Annotated in this window: 15 protein-coding genes; 8 read left to right on the top strand and 7 right to left on the bottom strand. The window is 41.0% G+C overall.

The window, feature by feature from the left end:
• Window positions 1–116: 116 nt before the first annotated feature.
• Window positions 117–818 (bottom strand): MBL fold metallo-hydrolase, encoded by a 702-nt coding sequence (locus tag BM008_RS04330; protein ID WP_245747865.1) that lies wholly within the window; start codon window positions 816–818, stop codon window positions 117–119.
• Window positions 819–948: 130 nt separating this feature from the next.
• The gene (locus BM008_RS04325) at window positions 949–2,913 is read right to left on the bottom strand and encodes a subtype A tannase (protein ID WP_143072274.1); all 1,965 of its coding nucleotides are present in this window, start codon (window positions 2,911–2,913) and stop codon (window positions 949–951) included.
• Between the two features lie 478 nt (window positions 2,914–3,391).
• Here BM008_RS04325 and BM008_RS04320 point away from each other — a divergent pair, with 478 nt between their 5' ends.
• Entirely contained in the window at window positions 3,392–4,240 is an 849-nt protein-coding gene (locus BM008_RS04320) for a class I SAM-dependent methyltransferase (RefSeq protein ID WP_091933625.1), read from the top strand.
• A gap of 32 nt (window positions 4,241–4,272) precedes the next feature.
• Here BM008_RS04320 and BM008_RS04315 read toward each other — a convergent pair whose 3' ends face one another.
• Window positions 4,273–5,709 (bottom strand): TrkH family potassium uptake protein, encoded by a 1,437-nt coding sequence (locus tag BM008_RS04315; protein ID WP_091934224.1) that lies wholly within the window; start codon window positions 5,707–5,709, stop codon window positions 4,273–4,275.
• Window positions 5,710–6,654: 945 nt separating this feature from the next.
• On the opposite strand from BM008_RS04315, the gene BM008_RS04305 reads away from it, so the two are divergent.
• The 5 genes from BM008_RS04305 to BM008_RS04285 all read left to right on the top strand — a co-directional run bounded on the left by BM008_RS04305 (window position 6,655) and on the right by BM008_RS04285 (window position 15,497).
• A complete protein-coding gene (locus BM008_RS04305; RefSeq protein WP_218146684.1) occupies window positions 6,655–8,031 on the top strand; it encodes an autotransporter outer membrane beta-barrel domain-containing protein in 1,377 nt (458 codons plus the stop codon).
• A gap of 440 nt (window positions 8,032–8,471) precedes the next feature.
• Window positions 8,472–9,575, top strand: coding sequence for a ribosome small subunit-dependent GTPase A (rsgA, locus tag BM008_RS04300; protein ID WP_091933616.1), 1,104 nt, complete (start codon window positions 8,472–8,474; stop codon window positions 9,573–9,575).
• A gap of 443 nt (window positions 9,576–10,018) precedes the next feature.
• The gene (locus BM008_RS04295; RefSeq protein WP_143072273.1) at window positions 10,019–10,243 is read left to right on the top strand and encodes a hypothetical protein; all 225 of its coding nucleotides are present in this window, start codon (window positions 10,019–10,021) and stop codon (window positions 10,241–10,243) included.
• Between the two features lie 74 nt (window positions 10,244–10,317).
• Window positions 10,318–13,548, top strand: a complete 3,231-nt coding sequence (locus tag BM008_RS04290; RefSeq protein ID WP_091933610.1) for a DEAD/DEAH box helicase — start codon at window positions 10,318–10,320, stop codon at window positions 13,546–13,548.
• 230 nt (window positions 13,549–13,778) lie between these two features.
• A complete protein-coding gene (locus tag BM008_RS04285; protein ID WP_091933607.1) occupies window positions 13,779–15,497 on the top strand; it encodes a thiamine pyrophosphate-binding protein in 1,719 nt (572 codons plus the stop codon).
• 315 nt (window positions 15,498–15,812) lie between these two features.
• Here BM008_RS04285 and BM008_RS04280 read toward each other — a convergent pair whose 3' ends face one another.
• Entirely contained in the window at window positions 15,813–16,142 is a 330-nt protein-coding gene (locus BM008_RS04280; RefSeq protein WP_245747864.1) for a winged helix-turn-helix domain-containing protein, read from the bottom strand.
• Window positions 16,143–16,579: 437 nt separating this feature from the next.
• On the opposite strand from BM008_RS04280, the gene BM008_RS04275 reads away from it, so the two are divergent.
• A complete protein-coding gene (locus tag BM008_RS04275; RefSeq protein ID WP_143072272.1) occupies window positions 16,580–17,017 on the top strand; it encodes an NTF2-like N-terminal transpeptidase domain-containing protein in 438 nt (145 codons plus the stop codon).
• An 84-nt stretch (window positions 17,018–17,101) separates the two neighbouring features.
• Window positions 17,102–17,614 carry a dihydrofolate reductase family protein gene (locus BM008_RS04270; RefSeq protein WP_091933601.1) on the top strand — a complete coding sequence of 171 codons (513 nt, stop codon included), beginning with the start codon at window positions 17,102–17,104 and terminating at the stop codon, window positions 17,612–17,614.
• A 36-nt stretch (window positions 17,615–17,650) separates the two neighbouring features.
• Here the strand turns inward: BM008_RS04270 and BM008_RS15205 are convergent, their stop codons facing one another.
• Genes BM008_RS15205 through BM008_RS04260 form a run of 3 tightly spaced genes read right to left on the bottom strand, consistent with a single transcriptional unit; the run spans window position 17,651 to window position 20,056 of the window.
• Window positions 17,651–17,776, bottom strand: coding sequence for a hypothetical protein (locus BM008_RS15205; RefSeq protein ID WP_281246261.1), 126 nt, complete (start codon window positions 17,774–17,776; stop codon window positions 17,651–17,653).
• Entirely contained in the window at window positions 17,754–19,409 is a 1,656-nt protein-coding gene (locus tag BM008_RS04265) for a carbamoyltransferase C-terminal domain-containing protein (RefSeq protein WP_091933598.1), read from the bottom strand. Before BM008_RS04265 ends, BM008_RS15205 begins: the two co-directional genes overlap by 23 nt.
• Entirely contained in the window at window positions 19,406–20,056 is a 651-nt protein-coding gene (locus tag BM008_RS04260; protein WP_177187962.1) for a histidine phosphatase family protein, read from the bottom strand. The genes BM008_RS04265 and BM008_RS04260 overlap by 4 nt, the downstream gene beginning before the upstream one ends.

The following is a 20,056-nucleotide window of genomic DNA, read 5'->3' as shown; positions in this document are numbered from 1 at the left end:
TAGCGTGCACATGTTTTTTCAGGACTTTACCTGCTATACATGAAAAAAGCTGATTGAGAAAAGTTAACTTATGGCGCTATTCACTGTGATACGGATATTTCCAGCCAAAAAGCAGTTCATTTATTTTTTCTTTTCTCAAAACATTTCCTGAACTTTTCGCGTGAGAATGGTTTTCCATGTCCGGGATAAAAAGTATTGCATCCGGTTGAAAGCAACTTTTCCCAGCTTTTGATCAGTTCAGTCTCATCATTGGCAAAAGGTGGGTAGACAGTTCCCGGAATGATATTGAAAAGAGTATCACCAACAATTGCATCTTCATTATTGACTATTACGCATATGGAACCGGAGGTATGACCTGGAGTGTGGATAATATTTACCGGGGGTTCAGATGTTGACAGGTCATAATCACCTTCAATTACAATATCCGGTTCTACAGGAGTAAATCTGCCACCACTGGAAAAGAAACGATTTCCCGTATTACTGATGATCTTAAAAGGCATCATTGTCCCTTTTGGAAAAGGTGTGTGCCCTTTTTTCAGGTAACAGGCTGCATCCCTGTGAGCCAGAACCCTTGCACCGCTTTTTTCTTTTATCTCGGCAAGGTTTCCCACATGGTCATAATGGGAATGTGTTATGATAATGAGGTCAATATCGGTGATAAGAAGTTCTTTTTGTTCCAGAGCTTCTTCTAAATTGTTAATATTTCCGGAACAGCCTGTATCGATAAGGAGCACTTGTTCAGAACCGTATACTAGATACGCATTGGATCTTCCCATGTCAATGGGAACTATATTGTAGTTCTTACTTTGTCCCATCATTGGTCCGCCTGTGATACATGTATTACTTTATTGATATGCAATAGGTAATTAATCAAATATGAGTTGACGGGGAAATAAATTTACCACCGTCAACTTCTTTGTGTTCTCTAAAACACATTCATTCTGTCATTTACTGCTGAGCAGAACACTCATTTACCCATGCAATGAAGTTCTCCGTACTGTCACCTGTACGTTCTGCTGTGGTGTGACCCTGTGCCCAGACTGTTTCAAAGTCAACACTTTCAACCTCATCGTATTGTTCCAGTGCCAGTGCCAGGTTTGACTCGACCGTTGTAGCAGTATCTCCCTGTTCTATACCTGTTCGTATCCTCCAGTAAGGTGCCACTGTTGAAGTACCGTAGCCCTCATAGTAGTCACTGATGTAGTACATTGGGTTGTATGCATTCATGCGGTATTCGATACCATTCTCGAACTTATCAACAGCCTGAAGGTCATTCTGATATTCTTCAATATATGAAGGATCCCAGTCATCGTATTCGGCATACTTCTCCTGTTTCTCTTCCAGAAGAGCTGCCATGACGGTGTCGAAATGAAGGGCATTGCTTTGATCATTTCCGAAAAGTGTGTTCTCTGCCTGTCCACGGCCCAGGTCATCGAAAGCACCTACGTCCTTAGATGGGTTCTTGATGTGGTTCACAAATGCTTCAATACTTACAATACTTGCAGTGTTCGTTTCGGCATCATATTCGATCCACACTTCATCGGAATTAAGAGAATCGATGTAATCCTGTGCAGTCTCATATGTTGTGGACGAGGTATCTGCGGACTGGTCAGTATCTTCATCTGATGTGCTGTCACCATCTGTGGCAGTATCATCATTTCCAAACAGGCTGTTCAGGAAATTGATAATACTATCAAAGAATGATGCAGATACCACTTCTGATGTATCCTCATTTGATTGAATACTGTTATCTGGCATTTCCCCTCCAGAGAAGTCACCATCAGGCATTTCTCCATCAGGGGCACCGTCTCCGCCAAATCCTCCGTCTGCCATTGTCATACCGGCAGATGCGGTATATGGGAATGTGGTATCGCTCAGGAAGTTGTTCAGGGAACCTTCAATGACCGAAAGCTGATATTCATAGTAGCTTCCTGATGCATAGATCTCATTATCTGAAACTTCAAGGGTGAGGACATCTCCATCCTCATCCATGAGCCCAAGTTCGTTGATATAAGATGCATATGCTTCTGCCAGGTCATCGGACATGGCTGAGGTCCATGTATCATCAGCACGGGTACCGGTAGTGGAATATTGTCCCATGTTCCACTCGTATGCCCCATTGGCATGATCCAGACTTGTTATAGGACACCAGCACATTGCTCCATAGATGGCATCGCTGATGTAGTTACCATCTGTATCATACATAGCTGCACCGATAGAGCTCAGATAGTCGTAGTAAAGAGCACTGTCACCGGTGGCACCTGTAAGGCTGCTCTGTGCGCCACCTCCACTGTGGCCGAATGTGAAGATATGTTCCATGTTTCCCGGAAGGAGGTCCTGATTGAAGCGGTAATAGCGTATTGCAGCCTTCAGGTCTGTTACACCCCATGGGGCACCGCCACTGTAGGTAAGCTCATCGTTCTCATCATAACCATTGTCCCTGCCACGCATACCGGCATATACATACACAAAGCCTTCTTCAAGATAGCTTGAAATGCTGTTATAACTGTAGGATGTCGGAGCTGCCTGTGCGGAGTAGCCTGCAGTGTTCACCGGAAGGACGATCGGTGCTGTATTGGCAGTGTAACCGTTGATCTCGTTTTCCGTATTGACGGTACAGGTGTAGGTTCCGTCACCATTGTCTGTTGCGTCCATGTAGGCTCCCGGAACATAGATCCCCATGCTTTCATAATCGGTTGTTTCAGGAGAGGAACAATAAACGACACTGATCTGCCAGTAGACATCGTTGTCCTCATCATAGTTCCATGCACTGTTGTCAAAGGTCAGTGCTTCATTGTCCTGATCATAGCTACTGATAATTTCTGCCTGTTCTTCAGCAGTGCTGGCCGAACAAAGTGGTATTAGCACCGACAGAAGAAGCATCAGAATTAAAGTCCTCTTGAGTAATTTCATATTACACTTCCCGGATACTTTTGTACAAGATCCCCAATAGGATTCTGATCTTGTAATATAAATAATTTAGACGACAGGAAGAAAGAAAGGTAGTCCCTATATCTGAATATCAATTCAGAAAAGGTAGTATTTTCACTGGGATATTGAATATTGTTGTTCATTTACTCACCTGCTGTATATTTTTTGATGCATGCGAACCCCAATTTCACATTTTGCACCAGAATTTCTTTTTAGCCACCCGATGAGGTACCGAACAAACATGTCACAGATGTTCTGATCATTTATATTTGTAATTCAGGTTATGCAAAAAACCTGTTCAACATTGATCATCAACGAAGTGCAGCACAAAAGTTTAATAAGATGTACTATCCTTTCTATTGTGATGAACAACAACTAAGCATCCTGTTCTATTGAAGTTGTTAGCAGTTGATCGAAGATATTGAGTCCCGGGACTTTCCCACTAAAGGAGGGCTCGCCTATGAATTTGACAGATATTATTGAGTTTACACAGAAGCCACAGCTATATGCTGAAGGAAATGCGATTATGTGGACGGATGCCCACATTTCGAAACAGTTGTTGAACATCCACCTGGATCCGGATGTGGATCTTGCAAGCCGGAAAAGGTCAAGTATTGACATTACGGTTGACTGGATCCTTGATCCGGTGAACAAGGAAAAGATGACCATACTCGACCTTGGATGCGGTCCGGGTCTGTATTGTGAAATGATGGCAGAGAGAGGCCATCAGGTCACAGGCGTTGACTTTTCTAAGAATTCCATTGAATATGCCAGAAAGGAAGCCACCAAAAAAGGTCTGGATATCGAGTATGTGAACCAGAACTATCTTGAGCTCAATGAGGAGGAAAGGTACGATCTTGTAATGATGGTCTTCGCCGACCTTGGTGTCCTGAGGCCACATGAAAGGGAGATACTCATCAGGAACGTACACAGGGCTTTAAAGCCGGGTGGAGTTTTCATCTTTGATGTCCTGAGCAACAGGAACCTCGAAGCTAAAGTCTCTGCAAGGACATGGGAGATGGAAGAGAGTGGTTTCTGGAAGGACAGGCCGTACCTGATACTCTCGGATTCTTTTCTCTACCCCGATGAAAAGGTGATACTGTACCAGCATATCGCGACGGACGAGTCTGACAAGTTCGATGTCTATCGTTTCTGGACACATTTCTTTGAGTCTGATGACCTGAAACGGATCCTGGAGCCGGAAGGCTTTGAAGATATCGAATGTTCTGATGATGTGTTGCCGGATATTGATATGTGGAACGGGGAGAATGTTCTGTTCTGTAAGGCAAGGAAGATTGACGGGGAATAGGTGTTTAGACACCAAAGTCCCATTTCCTTTTTTCAATGTTTCCAGAAAGCAGGTGTTAACAGTACAATAACAGTAAATACCTCTAGCCTCCCGATCCACATGTTGGCGATCAGTATCAGCTTTCCCGGATCCGGTATGTTATCAAAGCTGGCCATCGGTCCTACAAGACCAAGCCCCGGTCCAACATTTCCAAGGGTTGCAATGGAAGCGCTCAGTGTGGTGATAAAATCCATTCCTAACATGGAAAGCAGGGTCGAGCTGACAGCGAAGATCAGAATGTATATCACCAGGAAGGACACAATGGAATGAATAACATCATCCGGTACTTTTTTGTTGTTAAAGCGGATCGGTATGACAGCTTTTGGATGGATAACATTTAGAAGGACCTTCTGTGCGTATTTCAGCAGAAGGAGCAAGCGCACTACTTTCACACCGCCTGATGTAGATCCTGCACAACCTCCTATGAACATTAGCAGAAAGAGTATGAACCTGGGAGAATCGGGCCAGAGATCAAAGTCCACACTTGCATAGCCTGTGGTCGTCAGAATAGAAATGACCTGAAAGATACTGTATCTGAAAGCATCAGTGATAGAATAGACTTCGGCTCTGTAAAGCTCATAGACAAGAACAAGGGTTGCAGATACAATTATCAGGAAGTAGAACTTGAATTCCTGATCCTTTATCAGACTTTTTCTGTCAGAATATATCGTTTTGTAGTGAAGGGCAAAATTTGCTCCTCCAAGGAACATGAACACAACGAAAATACCCTCTACCAGAGGGTCACTGAAAGTTGCTATGCTGTTCGCATATGGAGAGAAACCAGAACATGAGATAGATGTGAATGTATGGGTGATGGCATCATATGTAGACAATCCGACGATCTTCAGGATAATGAATTCTGAAATAGATAAAATAATGTAAACAAGCCACAGGATCTTTGCAGTTTCTCTGATCCTCGGACGCAGTTTTTCTTCCTGAAGACCCGGAACTTCTGCACGGAACATTTGCCTCCCTGCAACACCGAGCTTTGGTAAGATCGCAACGAACAACATGATGATCCCCATGCCTCCAAGCCATTGGGTCAGACCTCTCCAGAAAAGCAGGCTTTTACTATGGCTCTCAATGTCGGGGAGTGCAGTTGCTCCTGTAGCTGTTACTCCGGACATGGATTCAAACAGGGCATTTATCGGAGGTACGCCTTCGAACATGTAGGGAAGCGAATAGAGCACTGCTGCAATAAGCCAGGTCGATGCCACAATGAAGAACCCCTCCTTACGATTCCATTCATCTTTCTGCCTTTTAAAGAATAATGTAAAAATATAAGCAATAACTACTGCGGAGACCAGAGGTATAGCAAAAATATGCAGTGGCTCCCCATAATACAGAGCAACCATCATCGGTATGATAAGAAATCCGGAAAGCAACCACAGAACAGGACCCAATACCCCCAGAACTACTCGAGATCTCAAACCGATCACATCCATATTAATATTGCTTTTTTATCACAGAAAAAGCCATATTTCACTGCTGTTAAAAGGCGTTCCCACTCTTGATCATACCCATATGCCCAACAGGATGCAGATATGTCTTTCATCCATAGTTATTACCATAAACCCAGGGTACTAACAAAAGGGCATTTCTCCACTCTATTTCATGTTAGTGCTAATGCTTGATATAATGTTCTTGCAGCAGCATATCCGGGTCGATCCAGATGTTCTGTTATGCAATGCAAGTAAATTCTTTGTGGAAATGGAGTCCTTAGGACATCGATCTCTTATTTTGTTTCTAAAGAATAATAGTGGCAATGAAGCTTTAATAAAGCTTCTTTTTTGAATTCGATTTCATAATGAAGCTTTTCTTATTAAGTATGCTTATATTAAAAACGGCTAATCAGTGATCTGTCAGAAAACACTGGCATATGTTCAGACAATACTCAAGTCTCAATGTGGCCTGATAAAAATAACGACGGAGAAAATAAATGAATTACAGATTGCTCAAAGGTGTGGTCTATCTATCGTTCATAGTCGAGTTCATTGGATTGTATTGGCTGAGAAACACAATGATGATAGTGTAAAATAAGGAAAAGGAGGCTATGAATGAAACACAAGATCCTGAAAGGAATGGCCTGTATAGCAGCAACAGCCGTTGTACTCATGGCTGTATTGCCTAAACAGCAAACCAAAGACGAAGAATGATACAGATAAAAAGTTTCTGTAAACTATCCAAAATACCAGCTCTGAGATAGGATATGATCGGTCATTTCCTACCTCACAACCACCTTTGAACTGGTCTCAAGGGATATTCTTACAATATTTTGCTTATAGTTACAAATAAGGATTATCTATATATAAACTAATTAAATTTAATTAAAATAGGAGGGAATTTGGATGAATGTTTTAAAATTTAGTACATTAATGATCTTTCTTGTACTACTGGTTTTTGCTTCTGGTTGTGTTGATACCCAGGATGATCAAACAGCTAGCGATTCGGATCCAACTGATGTATCTGATTCACAGGACGATGGATCAGCGGTTGAAATGGACGGTAATATGACCCCACCTGATGGAATGCCGGATGGTGAAATGGGTACACCTCCTGGTGGAGAAGGCGGTTCTACCAGCGTAGATACCGGGACCGGTGCATATGTTCTGGCTGATGGTGAAGAGCTGACCGAAGGAACATACACATCTACAAATGACGATGAGAACGCCATCAGAGCTGAAGATGAAGTTACTGCAACACTTACTGATGTAAGCGTTGAGAAAACAGATGGTTCTGCATCAAGCAGTGATGCATCAAGTTTCTATGGTCTGAACTCAGCGATCCTTGCACTGGATAATTCCGTCCTTTACATCAATGGCGGTACGGTCACAGCTACAACTGAAGGTTCCAATGGTGTCTTTGCATACGATGGTGCAACTATCTACATAGAGGATACCGAGATCAGTGTGACTGGCGGAAATGCCGGCGGTATCGAAGTTGCCGGTGGAGGAACAATGTATGCTACCAACCTTAATGTCTTCTCAGCAGTAAAAGCTGCAATACGCAGTGACCGTGGCGGCGGAACAATGGTCGTTGATGGCGGAACATACACAACCAGTGGAAGCTCAGGTGCTCCTGCGATCTACAGTACAGCAGATGTTACAGTAAGCAACGCAACACTTACAGCTGAGACCTCTGAGGCAGTTGTTGTTGAAGGACTGAACTCAGTAACCATCAATAATTGTGATGTATCAGGAAATATGGAAGGTGTATATGGCGATGAAGGTTCAGAGAACATCCATAATGTGATGTTATACCAGAGTATGTCCGGTGATGCAGAGGTAGGAACAAGCTCATTCACAATGACCGGCGGATCCCTTGTATCTAACAATGGGGACATGTTCTATGTCACAAATACTGAAAGTGTCATCACACTGAACAATGTTGACCTGACCCTTGCTGACGACACATACCTTATTGTGATCGCTGGTAATGATGGTTCAAGAGGCTGGGGAACTGAAGGTTCCAATGGCGGTGTCTGTGAGGTCGACTTCAATGAGCAGACTGCAACAGGTGACATAATGGTCGATTCCATCTCTGAAATGACCCTGACCCTTTCAGACGGAACATCATATACCGGTGCAATGAACACCGACGGAACAGCAGCTTCTGCGCTCTCTGTAAGCATCGATGACACAAGCACATGGACCCTCACCGGTGACAGCTACGTTACAGAACTGAGTGGAAGTACCGACAACATCGATCTGAACGGTTACACACTGTATGTAGACGGAGTTGCTTTCGAGTAAGTCTATTGAGAATGGAGGAGAGCTTTCTCCTCTGTTGTTTTTTTGCTTTCTTTTTTTTCTTCAACATTTCAATTCAATATTCTGTATAGCAGCGGACAGTTGCATTGTTATACGTTTGCAAACTGACCGGTGTAGGCATTGAATAACTTGAATTATCCCGAAAGGTCCGGCGAAGCCGGCGTTTTCCCAAAAGAAGAAATGAAATAAAATGCGTGTTCATGCAATGTTTTTCTTCGATACTTCCTTTTGATATTTATCAGCACAAATTCAACGATCATCTTCACATCACTATAGGAATGTGCCACCTTCGGTGGATGGTTGTATTGTTCTTTTTTTATTTCTCTTTATAATGGTACAAATACAAAGATGTGATACTTTTATCTTAGATCTGGGAACTTCTATCAAAAAGTTTATTCACCATTACATCTTGTGTTTATGTTATGAATGGTGAATGCAGGAACAAAGGAAGTGATACTTCAGCCATATGTGTTATTCCCGGCTGGAACAGTTCACTTGCATCTGCTTTTTCAGCTTATAATGGACCATATATTCCTGGGAGGATCTCAACCCAGCATAAGACAGTCTGGAATATCCTTACTGAAAAGGGTGAGATACAGGCATCAATATCAGGAGTTATGCGTAAGGTTGGCAAGCAGCCAGTTGTCGGGGACTTTGTTGTACTGCTTGACCAGAGTGATATCGGTTCATACACTATCGTGGATATTCTCCCGAGAACATCCTGTCTTTCCAGAGGCTCTGCAGGTGATTCAGGTGAAGAACAGTTGATAGCTGCGAACATTGATACTATCTTCATTGTCACAGCAGTGGGACATGACCTTAACGTGCGAAGACTTGAAAGATATCTCACCATCGTTCATTCTTCCGGTGCAAGACCTGTTATTCTCATTAATAAGATCGATCTTGTCGAGACCCTGCCGGATGATGTCTCAGAGACGATACAGGAAATTAGAGATATCGCTGATGATGTTCCGGTGATCACTCTCAGTGCTCTTACAAGTACTGATCTGGAAAAGCTGGATCCTTTCATGAACCCGGATGAAACGATAGCTCTAGTCGGTTCCTCAGGAGTTGGCAAATCAACTCTCATCAATGCTCTTTTAGGTCACGATGTCCAGAAGACATTAAGTGTACGTGAAGATGACGATAAAGGAAGACACACCACTACTGTAAGACAGCTTTTCACTCTCCCCAACGGCACGATATTCATCGACAACCCCGGCATCCGTGAGATCCAGCTTGGAGATTCATCCGATGGTATAGACAGGACTTTTTCCGACATTGCCGAACTAGCTCAAAACTGCCGTTTCAAGGATTGCACACACCGCAACGAGCCACACTGCGCCGTAATAAAAGCAGTGGATGATGGCATCATATCTCAGGAAAGGTTTGACAGCTATCATAAGCTCAGCGATGAGCTAGCCTTCCAGGCGGATAAGGCTGAGATCGGGTTGAAGGGAGTTGAGAAGAAAAAGTGGAAAGGGGTAGCAGTGGCAAGGAGATATGTCAAGTCAAAGGAACAGTGATGGAAGGCTGAGCACGGAAAATATTAAAAATACGAGTTTATACGGCTCTGTAGAAATCCTGCCATTATGATTTTTCGCAGATTACGAATATCTTAAATGATCCCGAAGGGTCCGGCGAAGCCGGCGTTTTCCCATAAGACTATACAAAATAATCTGCATAATACCTTGTGCCTTCTTTACTGGCTTCTGTAGAATTCTCGCACAAATGCAACTATGATCTGTATAGCAACATAGGAATATGCCGCCTTCGGCGGTTGGTTGCTTTGGTTTTAGTTTGCAAGTTGTTTTTATGGAAATGAAAAAAGCAAAGTATGTGTCACTTGTCACTTATGTTTACAGGAATTCTACAGAGCCGTTTATACGCAAATATATATAGTTTATTTAAGTGAATCAATATTTTTAGCTATAAACCAAATTTCCGATATTGATGAGCTTTTCCATAATTGTCGTTTCAAGAATTATACACTTTGAATGAGCCACACTGTGCCGTCAGAAAAGGAATTGACGATGGCATCATAATTCTGGAAAGGTTTGACAGCTACCATAAGCTCAGCGATGAACTGGCTTTTCAGGCAGATAAGGACAATATTGGTTTGAAGGGGTCTGTAAAGCGAGGAAGGTTAGTAAAGAAAGAGATGTCAAAAGACATCTGTTTATCAATGTTATGATTTTGTATTCAATGTATATGTAATTTAAAATATAGTAATTAACTTTATATAAAAAGTATTATATACTGTTTCACATGACGCAAAATATAGATGAGTTAATATCTTTTTTTGATGAAGCTACTATAGATGTCCTCAAAAGTTGTGGATATAGTGAGATATGGGATGAACAATTGGAATGCATTCAAAAATGTGTTTTTGAAGAAAAAAATACATTTATATCGCTACCAACCGGAACTGGAAAAACATTCCCTGCTTTATTAGCTATTATTAATAAAGTGATAAAACAAAATGGGAAAGCAATTTATGTAGTTCCATTAAAGGCACTTGCTAGGCAAAAATATGAGCATTTTAAAAAATTATTCTCAAATTTAGGAATAACAGTTGGGATAAGTACTGGAGACTATGCAAAACACGAATATACTAATTTAGGGGATAAGCAAGTAATAGTTGTGACAAATGAGAAATTAGACTCTCTCATGCGTCATAATGAACCATTTCTAAATGAAGTCTCTTTATTTGTAATCGATGAAATCCAAATGGTAGAAGACGTTTCTAGAGGGCTAACATTAGAAATTGCAGTATCTGAGATTATTCGGAAGTATAGTTCAGCTCAGATAATTGGACTTTCAGCTGTAATTGGGAACCCTGAAGACTTTGGACATTGGATGGCAGAGGAGGTTATTTATACTGAAGAACGTAGAATTCCACTTAAGAAAGGTATTTTGAATAATGGTGGTTTATTAAGGTTTAATGATAAAACCAGTTTTCAAATTAAACTGAGAAAGAATTTATTTAGAAGAAGGTTAGCACCAAGGACTGATCAAGAAAAAGCGGAACGATACAGCAATTCTATAGATTTGATAAAAAGTATTGTAAGTAAAGGGGAACAATGTATCGTTTTTACTACTGGTCGAAAACATGCTGAAAATTTGGCTTTTGCATTAGCATCCGATATAGATTCTGGTGGGTACAAGTTCGATAATGAGGATTCATTTCCTTTTGCAGAAGAATTGAATGAATCAATTGAAGAAAGAACAAACTTCTCTGATAAATTATTATATTGTATTCGAAATGGTATTTCTTTTCATCACGCAGGAATCGAGTTAATACTAAGAGAGAAAATTGAAAATGCCTTTCTAGATGGAACTTTATGTGTTCTTGTAGCAACTACTACATTAGAACAAGGTATAAATCTTCCTGCAAAGACTGTAATAATTTCTGATAATACTATGTGGAGTTCTGATGATATGGCTTATATGCCCCTTTCTGTCAATAGTGTGTTAAATATGATGGGCAGAGCAGGAAGGCCAGGTTTTCATGAAGTAGGTAATGCAGTTTTAGTTGAAGACAAAGTTACTGATGGTTTATTACACAGTAGGTATGCTGTAAAAAAACCGGAAAAAGTATTATCGCAGTTTAAAAATGTAAGTAAGAGGAGAATGAATTTAAATGGGTTGATATCTTCAAATGATTTTATAGTTGAGGATAAAGTCCATGAATATTTCAAAACAACTTTATGGTACACTCTTTTCATAGAGGAATTTGGCGAATCCGATTTCAAAAAAATGATTGATGAAGACTTGAACTATCTAGAAGATAATGGTTTTGTTGAAAAAATAGAAAATATATTCATCTCTACAAAATTTGGAAAAATTGTTTCGGATTCATGTATTGACTGTGAAACAGCAATTATGTTTAAACAAATATCAACTAAAATAATTGATAATAAACAAAGAAAAGGATTACATTTGCTTAATCCTTGGTCTGTTTTCCATGCTCTTTTGATGTCATCACATGTTATGCTTAAAGCTTATGATAAAAATGGAGCAGGTATAAGGATTACAGTTGAAAATCTTAAATGTTTACTTGTTGATAAACCCTCTAATCCAACTGAGCAAGTAGAATTTTATCAAGCATCTGTTATTGCAAATATATTAGAAAAATGGATTGATGAAAAGCCACTCCAATATTTATTAGATTGGGAAAAAGGTATTGGAGATAAAGGTATTGATGAAGCAGATATTTATAATTATGGAGAAATTATTGAGTGGTTAGGGGATGCATTAGTTAAAATTATGATTCTGGAAGGCGTACCTAGTGATATTACTGATCAAGTACTATTTTATTGTGACAGAGCTGTTTTTGGGGTTAAAACTGAATTATTGGACTATTTTAGAATAAAAGGTATCAAAAGGCTAAGTGCAAGGAAACTATTTGAGCATGGCTATGATTATGCTGCATTGAAAGGATTGGAATATAGTATTTTATCACAAATCATTGGACCATATTATTCTAAAATAGTTATCAATCATTTTAAGCAAGATGATACTGAAAAACAGTCTATTTTTGAAGAGGATGAAATATATACAGAAGTTAAACAGGCTGTTGAAGATAATGAAGAGATAAAACATTTGTTGAATGATCATAAACCTACGATAGGGATAGTCACTGCACTTACAGAAGAGTATGTTTCAATGAAACATCAAATTAAAAATCCACAACAAATTACTTACTCTTCTCGAGGATTGGCAAACTATGACATCGGTGAGATTTCAGCAACTAATGGTGGCACACATTCTTTAATTTTAGCACTTGCAGGGATGGGAAATAATAATTCAACTTATCGTACAACTCTTATGATTGAACGATTTCCAAGTATTAAGTATATTATAATGGTAGGTATTGCAGGAGCCGTTCCATATGCTGAAAAAGTTGATGATCATGTTCGTCTTGGAGATATTGTTGTGTCAAGTGAAATGGGTGTAATTCAATACGACCTAATAAAAGAAGATGACGAACGTGTTGAGCATAGACATCATCCAAGACCTCCAAGTTCTGACTTGTTAAAAGTTGCAAGATTATTAGAAATGAATGAAAGTTTTGGAAAATATCCATGGATAAATTATATTGAGCAGCAACTGAAACAAAGAGGTCTTACTCGCCCTTCTGATGATAAGGATGTTTTGTTTTGTTCTACAGGTACTGTTACAAGTCATCCAATCGATAAAAAAAGGATTGAAGGTCAACCTCGCGTATTTATTGGTCCGATTGGATCTGGAAATAGAGTCGTAAAAAGTTCAGAACTTAGAGACGAGTTAAGAGAAACATTTAAACTCAAAGCAATAGAAATGGAAGGTTCTGGTGTTGCAGATGCAGCATGGCAAGGAAATGTTGGTTATCTTATTGTACGTGGAACTTGTGATTATTGTGATTCACACAAGTCAGATGATTGGCATGAGTATGCTACCATAGTAGCAGCGGCTTATGCTAAAGCACTGATTGAGGAAATACCTATCAATCCTTAATAAATGGTGTTCTGTGTATTCATAACCTTTAAATACCACTTCCCCCAATCCTAACCTAATGTCATACTCTACCACAACTAACACTTTACGCAATGTGTCAGTAGTAGTGGTAGTGCTACACGCTTGAGCAAGATAATCAGAAACTTTTCTGGCTCAAGTGCACTGTTTTTTGGTCATTTTACTGAATAGTGTATCCTGTGCCGGGATCGTTTCTTTCACGGAGAATTATAATGGAAGAAATGAATGGAGCAGAAATATTAGTTAAAAGTCTGGAGGACCTTGGGGTCAAACAAATATTCGGTTACACCGGAGCGGCGATACTGCCGGTCTTCCATGCACTTGAAAAGAGTGACATCGAGATAGTTATCAATTCCAACGAGCAGTCAGCAGCTTTTAGTGCAGCCGGTTATTCCCGTTCATCAGGCGAGGTCGGTGTTGCCATAGTCACATCCGGACCTGCGATCACCAACACACTGACCAGTGTCGCCGATGCTTATGGTGACAGCATTCCACTGCTTGTCTTTGCAGGGCAGGTCCCTGCGCATAAGATAGGAACCGACTCCTTCCAGCATATCAATGTTGAGGGCATCTTCGGGGAAGCTGCAAAGAAGGTCATGCTGGTTTCTGATGGTGATGATCTTGAGGCTATTGTCAAGGATGCATACTACTTTGCAATGTCTGGAAAACCCGGGCCTGTTGTCATAGACATACCTCTGGATAAACAGCAGAAGATGCATGAATACCAGAACATGAACGTCATGAGGTTCGAGGAAAGCTACCATGATGACAGACACCTGTGCGAAGAACAGTGTGAAGAGTTCTACCAGATGTTCCTGAGATCCAAAAAACCGCTTCTCTATCTGGGAGGAGGTCTTAACTCAGAAGCAGGAAGCCAGGCCATCCGTGAGTTCAACGAATACTTCGGCATACCTTCAGTTAACACTCTCATGGCAAAAGGTGTCATCGACGCCAACGATGATCTCAATCTTGGAATGCTCGGGATGTTCGGTACACCCTATGCTAACATGCTCATCCAGGAGAACGACTTCTTCTTTGCCATCGGTGTCCGTTGGGATGACAGGGTCGCTGAGAAGGTCGGATTTGCAATAGGAACTGACGTTGCTTACATCGATATCAATCCCGAGAAGATGCACCAGATAAAGATAGAAAGAGGACCTAAATTCTCATTCATCGGGGATGCTGCCACGGCCATAATGGACCTGCTCAACTACGCTAAAAAGCATAACATCACATTGAACATCCATGAATGGCAGGAACGTGCAAGATCCCTGAAGAGGTCCTGGCCACTGGACTACAACCGGGGATCCGAATATATCCAGTCTGCCGAGGTCATGTCCCTGCTCTCAAACTATATTGACAGCAATACAAAGATAACCACAGGTGTCGGAAACCATCAAATGCTTGCAGCCCAGTATCTCCCAATGCAGAAGGCAAAGTCCTTCATGACCTCCGGTTCCTTCGGCACCATGGGCTTTTCCATGCCAACATCCATCGGTGTCCATTATGCAAACCCTGAAGCAAGGGTCATAGCCATAGATGGAGATGGCAGCCTGCGTATGAATCTTGGAGAACTGCACACAATTGCATCACTGGATCTCCCGATAAAGATACTCATGCTCAACAACAGGAGCGATGGAATGGTCCAGAATCTTCAGGATGCTGCTTATGATGGAAAAAGAACAGGTACACAGAGACCAAAGGATGTTCAGTTCGCTGATATCGCAGAGTCATTCGGTTTCAACTTCGCAGAAAGGATAACCGATAGAAGTGAGCTAAAAGATGGCATGGAAGCCTTCCTGAACTCAGAAGGACCATGTTTCCTTGAGATCTGCACGGACAGGGAAGAAGTTCTGTATCCAAAGGTTCCTGCAGGTGGAGCTTACAAGGACATGATACTGGGTCCGTATATCAAAGAGGTTGAGGACTGATTATAAAAGCCGGGAAGCTAAAACAAAGTAACTATCCGCCGAAGGCGGCACATTCCCATAATGCTGTACAGGATATAGTCACATGGATGATCCTACAGGAATCCTGTTAGAAAGTGCTTCAAGGTATTATGCGGATCATTTTCCAGTCTTTTGGGAAACGCCGGCTTTGCCGGACCCTTCGGGATAGATCAAGTTATTCACTCCTTGATGGCTCTGTTGTTGCTTACCTTTAAGTTTTAAATAACAGGCTTTCTGAAAATGAAAAAAAGAGGTAAAAGAGGAATGCTGACCCTGACGTTAGCAACCTCTCACTACTTAATTATGACTGAAATAGAGGTCATCGATAATTTTCAATAATCTTCTTCCCTCATTTGTTATAGCATATCTTTTCCATGTGGTCTTCTCAGGATTAAGACACATGACAAATCCCTGTTCTTTGAACTCTTTCAGGGCACGGCTTATGTTCTGTGTTGACCTGTTAGTTTCCTGGGCTATATCAGATGCTTTCAGGATAGGTTGATCTTTCATGGCCTCTGCAAGAACGATACGCCTGTCGACACCGAACACCCATGCTATTAACTCATCTTCAGACATGTTTCCCTGAGCATGGTCCATCATATTGAGTGCTCCTATTGCTTTTAGCAAAACAATTCCCCCATTTCATGTCCATTGGAATAGTTCTGCAGTTTTTTGGATGTTCTCAATTCTGTTGCTCTAAAGGAATTCTCTGTTTTTTTCATGGTACGGGTCTCCATTAATATTTCTTCATTATGATTAATAATGATAGATTGACAAGGATACCTCATGATTATTCATGTAGTTAAACCTTTCCCAAATGTTTTCACAGTCTCTCATAAGTTCTCATATCTTCTAAGTGCATGCGCATTTTCCAGTCTGATAGTTTAAATACGAATATTATTTTGCTTAGTGTTTCTACTATAGCGTTAACTTGGGGCGGAAAGTCACTTCCGGTCATTACTCTTAAACTTATAGATGGACGGAAGCTCTGTTTTACAATTCCACATTTATAGAAAAAAGAACAATTGTTAATTGAAGTAATAAGTTCAATTCTGGTGTGGTCTATGAAAAAAGCAGTAATAACGACTATATTGACTTTAGTACTGGTGTCACTTTTGACTGCCGGGTGTACTGGTATAGGTAGCAGCCCTTCAAAGACAGTAGAGGATTTTGTATCAGAGTTCGATGAAGGTAACTATGACACATGTTATGATATGATGTCATCAGAATACAAGCAGGGAACCGGTCTTGCAGATTTCGTTGATATATGCAAAGATGTCAATCCTGATAAGTATCAGTTCATTGAAGTAACAAAAGAGTATGTTGATGAGGATTCCGCTGTAGTTGACGTCCTTGTGAACGAATCCAGCGTTGCTATCAAATTCTCACTCAGGAACTTTATTGAGGTCGAGCCTGAGTTCGAGGAGACCACTAAAGTGATCGAACTGCTTAAAGAGGAAGATGAATGGAAGATAACAGAATTCCCATATGCTCTGACCTGATATATCAGACCTTTATCCTGAAAAGGTATTTGATCAGATAATATGGTGGCATAACAGAGTGTTCGTGGGAGTGGGGTAAAGAACATGCGTGATGTAGTATTATTGATAACATGCAGCCTTGATGGCTTCATAGCAGCAGAAGATGGAAATGTCGACTGGCTGATCGGTGAGGAGGAATATGACTTCGATACATTTCTTGAAGGCGTAGAGACCCTGCTCATGGGTCACAAGACCTATCAACAGGTACTTGGTTTTGGTAAATGGCCTTATAGCGGCAAAGAGACCTATGTTTTTACCAATGAACACATGGACCAGGAAGATGGCAAGGTCACATTCTCAAACGATCCTGTCGGTACCACTGAGGACCTGATGCTTGGTACAGGAGGAGCTATATGGGTCGTAGGCGGTGCTTCTGTCATTTCCCAGCTTCTTAACAGTGGACTTATCAACGAGTTCAGGATAACGATACAGCCGGTCATTCTGGGCAAAGGTATCCCGCTTTTCAGGGAAATTAAGAAGAGTATCAAACTTGAGCTAAAAGGTACACAGGAGTTTGGATCAGGTCTTGTAGAACTGGTCTATGCATCTAAAAAATAAGAATGGATGATGGATACACATGATCCATTTCCCGCATCACATTACAGGCATGCAGATATCCACAATATGGTGCTTTTCAGGATGCTCCTCAGGAGAGTTCTGGATAAAATGGAAATGTTGATTACCCCTCTCAAGAGCTTCAGGACAGATGTAAGGACCCATTTATAATCACTCCATCAAGTCCCATTCGACCAGCTACATCGATAGCCTCTGAAGGATAGTGTACTATTGGCTTACCTTTTTGATTAAATGAAGTATTGATAAGAGCTGGTATACCATCTTCCTCCCATAACTCAGACAAAAGACTATATATCCATTGATTATCCCTGTCCTTTGACCTGACGATCTGTGCTCTTAGCAGGTCATTTCCATGGATTATTCCATCTAAATCTTTTTTAGAATCTTCAACAATCTCATAAGCTCCCAGCATGAAATGCGAAAGTTCACTTTTCAGGGCCATATCCTCTAGGACTTCCTTTGCTGCAGCCTCACAAAGTATAGGTGCCACAGGTCTGTACCATTCTCTTTTCTTGATCTGTTCACTCAAACGTTCTTTTATTTCTCTGGAATTGGCTAATCCTATGAGACTCCGATGACCAAGTGCACGTGGACCCGCCTCAGCTGACCCATTGCATACTCCAAGCACTTTTCCATCCAATATCATTTTCTTAATATCATCATTGTCATCTTGATGTTCTCTTCTTTTTTCGATACCGAATCGATTAAGAAAAGGGCTGTTTATTTCCAGTTTCCCATGGTCGAGATATTCCATCCAGGCAGCAGCTCCCAGGGCCAGTCCGGAATCACTTGTTACAGGCGGTATGAAAATCCGCTTGAAACGACCAGAAGCCTCAAGACAACGATTAGTGGGTATGTTCAAAGCTGCACCACCGCTGTAGTATAGGTTTTCTGTCCCTGTTACTTCCTGGGATCTAAAAATTACTTCAACAATCTTTTCTTGAAAATCCTTTTGTATAGAAGCACATAGATTCATGAAAAATGGAGATCTGTTATTATAGGCTGTAAAATTGGTCTTCCACCTTCTATTCAATAGATCCAGCATACTGGTTCTATTCCCCTGAAAATCCAAGAACCAATTATTGGTCTTCAGCCAATCTGAGATCTCCGGGTCTGTTTTTCCCAGCCCGCAATATCCCATCAGTTTTCCAGGCAAAGAAAGATGCTGCCATTCTTCCTGATGAAGAATAGCCATAGCCAGTGGATTTACATTGAAGTTATTTACCTGATTTTTCAATAGATCCCAGGAGGCTTCCAGTAGTTTCGGGCAGTTTCCATCCCAATACCAGAAAGAACATGCTGATCGCGATGCACCTCCATCAATATGCACAAGGAGACTATTTGGTAGGAATTCTCCTACAAAAGGAAGTATTGATGCAATGTGAGCAAACTCGTGGCAGATAATTTTGGCATTTGTCTCTTTTTGTTTTCCAGCTGTATCATACCATTTCACTTCAGCTTGAAAGAGAATACTTTCAACATCCATCTGAGAATCGGGCTCAATTCTCAGTCTTCCATCCCCAGAAATAAATGAACTTCCTGAAAATGAATTGGTATTAACAAAACGTACTTCTTCATCATAAGGCAGGTATTTGTCAAGTAGTTCATGTATATAGACTGGAAGTCTGTTGTCATGTTTGAGACGTGTATATCTTTCCAGCTGAATGGTCGTCAGAACTTTTCCATCTTTCATCAGAGCAATCCCATGATCATGAGTATACATTGGATGAGGTCCATTGCCAACGTCCTGAATTCCAAAAAGACCCACTGTAATCATACGACCACCTTATGCATCTGCCCGTCCCACCAGAGATCATATGTATTCTCCTGCTTGACTAATACCACTCCGTCAAGTGGTTTTATCCATTTTCCATTGAACTGCTCACCACAGTAATGTGCAATAAAAGGCATGAGAATTGAATCATGAGATATGCAAATACCGTCTCCTGTACTGTCTTCAAGGAAGTTTATGAGACCTTTTAAAAGAATCACGCTTCCTTCCCCGGAAGACCTTATTCCAGGAAAAGACTGACCTTTGATCATTTCCCTCACTACTATTTTTGGTCCATGATCGAAGAAAGCGTTAATTGCCTGATCACCATCAAAAACAAAAGGCCCAGGTTCCCCTAGCAATTCCGAAATTGAATGAATTATTCTTTTTCCATACCCATCACCTATCGAATCAATGGTCTGTGTACACCTGAGAAGTGGACTGGTCTTACACCATTCTATAGGTAAGGATCTTAGGACTCTTCCTAATTCGAAAGCTTTCTCTTTTCCTTCCAAAGTAATATGAACATCACTTCCTAATGTTCCCTGAAGTATGTTTTCCCTGTCAGAGTGCCTTATCAATATCAACTTTTTTTGATTCAGATCTTGCACTTTGTCCAATGACCTCAGGAAAGATTCAGGTATATTTTCCAT

This window comes from Methanolobus profundi (assembly GCF_900114835.1).
GTDB classification, from domain to species: domain Archaea; phylum Halobacteriota; class Methanosarcinia; order Methanosarcinales; family Methanosarcinaceae; genus Methanolobus; species Methanolobus profundi.
The sequence above is the reverse complement of the archived record's forward strand: the minus strand, read 5'-3'. Positions and strand labels throughout refer to the sequence as shown.

What these genes read in the sequence shown, in the direction of transcription:
- BM008_RS04325 (WP_143072274.1), bottom strand. Translation starts at nt 2,913, where the DNA reads ATGAAATTACTCAAGAGGACTTTAATTCTGATGCTTCTTCTGTCGGTG.
- rsgA (WP_091933616.1), top strand. Translation starts at nt 8,472, where the DNA reads ATGAATGGTGAATGCAGGAACAAAGGAAGTGATACTTCAGCCATATGT.
- BM008_RS04320 (WP_091933625.1), top strand. Translation starts at nt 3,392, where the DNA reads ATGAATTTGACAGATATTATTGAGTTTACACAGAAGCCACAGCTATAT.
- BM008_RS04290 (WP_091933610.1), top strand. Translation starts at nt 10,318, where the DNA reads ATGACGCAAAATATAGATGAGTTAATATCTTTTTTTGATGAAGCTACT.
- BM008_RS04285 (WP_091933607.1), top strand. Translation starts at nt 13,779, where the DNA reads ATGGAAGAAATGAATGGAGCAGAAATATTAGTTAAAAGTCTGGAGGAC.
- BM008_RS04270 (WP_091933601.1), top strand. Translation starts at nt 17,102, where the DNA reads ATGCGTGATGTAGTATTATTGATAACATGCAGCCTTGATGGCTTCATA.
- BM008_RS04260 (WP_177187962.1), bottom strand. Translation starts at nt 20,056, where the DNA reads ATGGAAAATATACCTGAATCTTTCCTGAGGTCATTGGACAAAGTGCAA.
- BM008_RS04305 (WP_218146684.1), top strand. Translation starts at nt 6,655, where the DNA reads ATGATCTTTCTTGTACTACTGGTTTTTGCTTCTGGTTGTGTTGATACC.
- BM008_RS15205 (WP_281246261.1), bottom strand. Translation starts at nt 17,776, where the DNA reads ATGGGTCCTTACATCTGTCCTGAAGCTCTTGAGAGGGGTAATCAACAT.
- BM008_RS04275 (WP_143072272.1), top strand. Translation starts at nt 16,580, where the DNA reads ATGAAAAAAGCAGTAATAACGACTATATTGACTTTAGTACTGGTGTCA.
- BM008_RS04265 (WP_091933598.1), bottom strand. Translation starts at nt 19,409, where the DNA reads ATGATTACAGTGGGTCTTTTTGGAATTCAGGACGTTGGCAATGGACCT.
- BM008_RS04330 (WP_245747865.1), bottom strand. Translation starts at nt 818, where the DNA reads ATGATGGGACAAAGTAAGAACTACAATATAGTTCCCATTGACATGGGA.